Annotated in this window: 4 protein-coding genes; 1 reads left to right on the top strand and 3 read right to left on the bottom strand. The window is 40.5% G+C overall.

The genetic code is table 11. From position 1 onward, the window contains the following. The first annotated feature begins 399 nt into the window (after nt 1-399). On the top strand, nt 400-2235 hold the full coding sequence (locus FBQ94_RS17155; RefSeq protein ID WP_007221086.1) for an asparagine synthetase B family protein: 1836 nt from the start codon (nt 400-402) through the stop codon (nt 2233-2235). 244 nt (nt 2236-2479) lie between these two features. Here the strand turns inward: FBQ94_RS17155 and FBQ94_RS17150 are convergent, their stop codons facing one another. The 3 genes from FBQ94_RS17150 to FBQ94_RS17140 all read right to left on the bottom strand — a co-directional run bounded on the left by FBQ94_RS17150 (nt 2480) and on the right by FBQ94_RS17140 (nt 5572). Then, complete coding sequence (locus FBQ94_RS17150) at nt 2480-2602, bottom strand: hypothetical protein (protein WP_285442293.1); 123 nt, start codon at nt 2600-2602, stop codon at nt 2480-2482. After that, nucleotides 2583-3371, bottom strand: a complete 789-nt coding sequence (locus FBQ94_RS17145; RefSeq protein WP_007221085.1) for a hypothetical protein — start codon at nt 3369-3371, stop codon at nt 2583-2585. The genes FBQ94_RS17150 and FBQ94_RS17145 overlap by 20 nt, the downstream gene beginning before the upstream one ends. Before the next feature lie 434 nt (nt 3372-3805). Next, nucleotides 3806-5572 carry a YihY/virulence factor BrkB family protein gene (locus FBQ94_RS17140; protein WP_007221083.1) on the bottom strand — a complete coding sequence of 589 codons (1767 nt, stop codon included), beginning with the start codon at nt 5570-5572 and terminating at the stop codon, nt 3806-3808. Nucleotides 5573-6042: the final 470 nt, after the last annotated feature.

Here is a 6042-nt window from a genome sequence, read left to right as displayed (position 1 = left end):
ATGATGAAATTAGGAATGCCGGAAAGTTATGCGATCTCATAAATTGCATACTACAGGGAAAAACTGCTTTTTTATCGGATTTGTGCAACAAAGCCGTTTATTATCTTACTTTGAATTTTTATTTCTCTTCCGTTTGTAACATGTCACACCTTTAGCAATACACCCCTGCGCCATGTCACACTTTTGTATTTTTATTTTCTTGCACCTCATTTTCTCCTTCCTGTAATAATAGCTCTTTTATCACCAAATACCATTCAATCTGAAGTAAAAATTTAAATTCAAATAGTTTTCTCTCTGTATGGTACATTTTTTGATATTTAGTTAGTAACTCAATAAACCCAATAAGATCCCGATATTTATTGATTTTCTTCACTACTATAAGATTATGGAGGATCAAATATGAGTGGTATTCATGGATTTGCAGCACACAATGGAGTTTCCGATCCTACTGATATACTCAATAGAATGCTCAAAGCTATTCCATCTCCGGAATCATCAGTCAAATATCACTGGGTTGCCCAGGAGGGCCATGCTGGTCTTGGAACGATTCACCCTTCAAGAACTGGCGGATCAATATACTTCGCCGAAGACGCATCGAATGGTCTATGGTGTGTTTTTGATGGTATCATCTATCGTGATAATAACGATCTTGGCAGAGAAGATCTTATTGAGCATGATGGGGCAACTTTATTGCTCGAACACTATCTCAGGTCGGGAATTGATTGCTTAAGGAAAATAAACGGTAGCTTCAATGTAGCATGGTGGGATGGAAAAAACCGCCGTATGGTTTTGGCAAACGATAAATTTGGTCAACGCCCCCTATTCTGGGGGGCGCGGAATGGCGCCCTTGTCTTTGCATCAATGCTCGCAAGAATCATGGCAACTGGTATGCTACCCAGAGAAATCGATGTGGAGGGTTTTGCAGATCTTCTCAGCTATGAATACATCCTTGGTGAAAAAACGCTTTTTAAAGACATCTATATCTTACCACCCGCTAGTTATCTTACGTATAAGGACACCACAGTACATATCGAACAATATTGGCATCTGGATCATATACAACCTCATGGAAGGTACGATAAACGGAGACTGGATGAACTGGAGAATATTCTCAAAATAGCTGTCAGGCGTTCCACCCGATCAGACTTGAACTGCGCTATTGCCATGACAGGCGGACTGGACTCACGATGCATATTGGCGGCTGCTGCCAATCAAAAATTATCATTTTTCACCCATACGAGTGGTCAACCTAACAGCACAGATGTTGTGCTTGCTAAACAGCTAGCAAACCAAACGGGAGTGCAACACTCCTTTGAATTGACAGACCCCCGCGCATTAAGCGAATGGCTCACTCCTATGGTGCTTCATCAGGGCGGAATAATGGCCACCCTCCATAGTCATACTTGTCAAATCCTTTACTCTCATCCTTCATTTGACGCTGTAGTTCATGGAATTGGTGGAGAATTTATTCGTAGTTTCTGGGCCACTCCGAAGGATCTTACTATCAGTAATTTTACTACCGTACAAAAACTCCTAAAGCAAAGGATGTTGGGTAAAAAAAGACCCCGATATCTGGAACAACTATGGAAACAAGAGTTTCGAACCCTCGGCCTTCGCGCCCCTGAAGAACATATAAATACCATTCTTTCAGGATACACTTCTCAAGATTCTTCTTTCGCATCCGTCATGGATTATCTTTATCTCCACGAGCGCTGCCGAAAATTCCTTAATAAGGGAATCTTAACCGTTCGTCCCAGCGTAGATGTCTATTTTCCCTACTTAGATCATCAATGGATAGAAGCTGTTGCCGCTATTCCTATCTCTGAGCGAATAACCAACAGAATACAAATTGATCTGATCAGGAGACTTTGTCCGCAAATCCTGGATTTTCCTTATGCAAAGAATCTTATCCCCTTATCGGCGCCTCCCTGGAAGGTCAATGCAATAAAATACTACCGGGGAATTAAACAGAGGGGGTATCAACGGCTGGGACTTGCCTATCGCGGCCCTGCTGAGGTCCCGACGAGCTACTACTCCCGATGGATTCGGGAAGAGATGCGAAATACCATTACCGACATTGTATACAACCCTAAGGCTGCATTCCGGACCTATCTCAACGGGGAAACGGTTGAAACCCTTCTGAATCAGCATTTTTCAGGAAAGGAGAACTGGGAAACCCTTGTGGCTGCTCTAACGGTATTTGAGATTTCCCACAAGCTATGGGTAGCTCCATAACTTAACCCACAAACACCTTTCCGACAGACTTTTCTTCTTTCGCTGATTTCATCGCCTTTCGGTTGACCGGGATATTTGATATGAGAAGCTATCCCAAAATCTATTTCTATACGGAGAGACATAAAATCTTGCATCTCTGCTATAAATATACCCGTTGATCACGATAATTGAGTTTAAATATACAGTTCAATCAAAGAGTTGAACCAGCCTTGAAGCATACCTCCGGAAACCACTTCTCTATAAATTAACGCTCATATATTTTCGGTTTTGCAGGGACACGGTGTGCATCGTGCCCCTGCACATTGGTATCTACGGTAATAAACAGAGAACTACCTTCATAACCAGCATCATTTTTTAATACTCGCATTTTCTATGATCACATTGTATCGATAACCACTTCCAAAGTCCTTGTCCTTATACACCGTTCCCTCTACTGTCACCATATCACCTACAGAAGGAACATCCTTGGTTGTCACAACAATATCGTGACTGCCGGCATCAGGATTTCCCGTTCCATCCTGAATGTGTATCCAGTTCTTTCCCATAATTCCACCTGAAACCTTAACAACCTTACCCTTAACCGTAACATTTTTCTGGTCAAGCTCTGCTCTCTTCTCATGCAATTCAGCTACCGTATATGCATTCTTACCGGAGGCCTTTTCCACCTTTATTTTTTCCTGAGGAACAACTGCCGTTCCCTTGCTGCCCATTCCTTCACTACTGCCCATTCCACCATGTCCCATTCCTCCATGACCGTGCGGTGAAGCAGATCCGACAGGTCCGGCAGAAAAAACAATCTTATCGAATGTCCGGTTAAGCGTCTTACTGGTAAAACCCTCCATCTCGTATCCAGGCTCAAGAGAAATTTCATCTCCAACAGATACTTTCATTTCATGTACAGCAGCCCAGGTCTTTTTACCATCCTTCTCAATACACAAATAGGTATAACCGCCACTATTCATTGTCTCAACGATTTTGCCAGAAAGGGAAGACGTATCCGGCTGAGCAGCTTTCATGTCCGTAGCCTGTTTACGCTGTGGCTCAACAGGCTTCATCGTATAGGCATAAGCGCTATGAATTAAGGCAGAAGTTACAAAAGTTAAATTTACGGCTAACAACATCGATAATCTTCTCATTTCACAACTCCTTTACGGTTTTCTTAAGGTATGTACAATAAAAATTCCAGAAATTTAAAGCATACTTATTTTCTCTGAGATACACAAGTATTTTATCTATCATCCACACGAACTTCTTGCACAAAAGATAGTTACTCAAAATATTGTTGGATTATGGCAGGGACGCACCTTATGTGCATCAAGCTAAAGACGGCAACACGGACAAACGGAGAGACGCATTATTATGCGTCTGTACAGTCCGTGCCACCCTGAAAACCGCTTACATAAAATGAAAATTCCTCTACAATCAAGCTAAAAATAGTGTTCCATGAAAAAGAGGTATCTCCTTGGAGAAAGAGCACTGTGTGTTCATGTTCCCCTCTAATCCCCCTAACCCCCCTTTAAAAAAGGGGGGAAAGAAAGAAGGAAGAATTTTTTATTAATTGATGCTACGATTATTGAGTTAATGAAGGAGGCGGGGTTTCTTTTTTAACATCGGTTTTCAGGATAATATCTTTTATGGTAAATTGCAGGTTATTTTTTATGATATCCCGGGTCTTCCCTATAAGTTCTATTATATTTTTATCATAATGTGTCATTTTAACAGGTACGCGATGTTCTCCGTAGCTCCTCATTGCATGTAAGACTTCATTTACATAAATTGAATTTAAATCCCGGGCGGGCATATAGTAAACATTTTGTTTCGCAGGTATTTCTATAACCAGAGAGGCATCTGAGAGTTCAAGAATAATTCCCTGAATCACCCCGATGGGAACATTCAACTCCTCTGATAAATGCTCATCTGACCATTTTTCCGTTTTTCCTTCTAAAAACTGGGAGGCAATTCTTCCCATAATCATAAGGCCTAAAAGCTCACGAGATGCGTAATTTATACCAATCGAGTGGCCTTTCATCTTAATGGACTTGATATTTTGAATAACAAAAGAAAGCTCTGCCCCGAAAAGAATAACGATCCAACTTGTTTGCAGCCACAAGAGAAAGAAAGGAATCGCTGCAAACGCCCCGTAAATCACATTATAATCGGCAACACTAGCCTGGCCTCTAAAGTAAAAAATTTGAAGCAAATGGAATATCGTTCCTCCTGCCAAACCTCCAATTACGCCGGGAATAAACTTAACCCGGGTATTCGGAACAAGAATATAGGCAGCGATAAATGCAATCCATAGTACCGCAATCGGAAGGAGCCACTTAAGAATACTTAAATAGGCCTCGCCAACCCAAATCCTGTTTAAGAAAGCTACCAATTTTGCATTCGTTAAAGCGGCAGTAACCGTCGTTGATGCAAGAAGAAGCATGGGAATAATAATCAGCATACTGATATAGTTACTAAACTTCCGAAAGATTGAACGAGATTTTTTAATCTTCCAGATGTCGTTAAAAGACATTTCAATCGTTCCTAATGCCCTGATTATGATAAAAATAAGACTAAAAAGCCCAATCGCTCCCAAGTATCCAAAACTCGTCTTTTCAATAAAGTGCATGATTTGGCTCTTGTAGTGCAAGGCATTTAAACTGATATTTGTAGGGACGGAGAGTGTAGTAAGTTCGACCTCTTCTCTCAGCTTCTTTTTTGCATCTTCTTCACTAAAGTTTACCGAATTAACAGCCTCAACAAGCTCTGATTCAAAATTTTCAACGGCAGTTTTTAACTCCTCTTTATTCATAGATAGATTCTGAGATGGGCTTAATTCACTGAAAACCGGTATATCTTCTGCTCTTTCTCCTTTCGGAAAATCGTTCTGATTTTCTCCCTTATCTTCAAGAGTAATAACGGCATCGAAAGATTCAATAGTATTCAAAAGTTTATTTTTGCTACTCGGATCTGCAAAATTTAGCATATCAATCTGAGTAAGTAATTTCCGCTTAAAACGAACAACAGAAGAGGTCATTTTACCACCCGGCAGGTCAATAATATAATCATCAATTTTCTGATTCAGTACCTTTTCTGCGCCAAGACCTTTCGAAATAGACAGAATAAAAGCCAAAAAGGGAACAAGCGAGATAAGAGAAACAAAGGTCAGCGCCGAGGCTTTTAACGGCCACTGGCCATCAGTAAATTCTCTTACGGTAAGGAGGCAGACCTTCAGGAGTCTGCGAAAAAATCGTCTTGAGGCAGAAGGCTCTTCAACATCGGCCCAAATATCGACGGAAATAAACCTTTTTATTTTGTTATAGAATACCAGAGGATTTACAGAGTCCATAACCCGTACTTAATCGCAAATGTAAGGTAAGTAATTGCTATCCAGCTAAGCGAATATACAGCCTTTAAAACCTTTGTGTCAACAGAAAAAAAGAAGGAAATGAGCCTTTGATATTCATAAGTCTTTTTGAGAAAAAACAGGTAACTCTGTGTACTGAAAAATACTGAAAAATAAAAATAGGGATTGAAAATTTCCAGATTCTTATATTATTCTATACCCATAGCATCCAAGGGATGAAACCGAACAGAATGTGGCAAAAGTTGATCTTTGGTTGTATGCAGGTATAGGGAACATACGGAATCCTTAACCATGTCATTGCGAGGGGTTTTTCCGAAGCAATCTCTTCTGAAACATGCAAAGGATTGCTTCGGAAAAACCCCTCGCAATGGTAATATGAAAAAGCAGCGTCCTTCCAAGGAGGTTAAAAAGCCTTGAACAGGCAATAACCTTTTGTGATATTAAATATCATA

This window comes from Candidatus Jettenia sp. AMX1 (genome assembly GCF_030263775.1).
GTDB lineage: Bacteria > Planctomycetota > Brocadiia > Brocadiales > Brocadiaceae > Jettenia > Jettenia caeni.
Note: the sequence above shows the minus strand (reverse complement) of the source record. Positions and strands in the feature narration are given on the sequence as shown.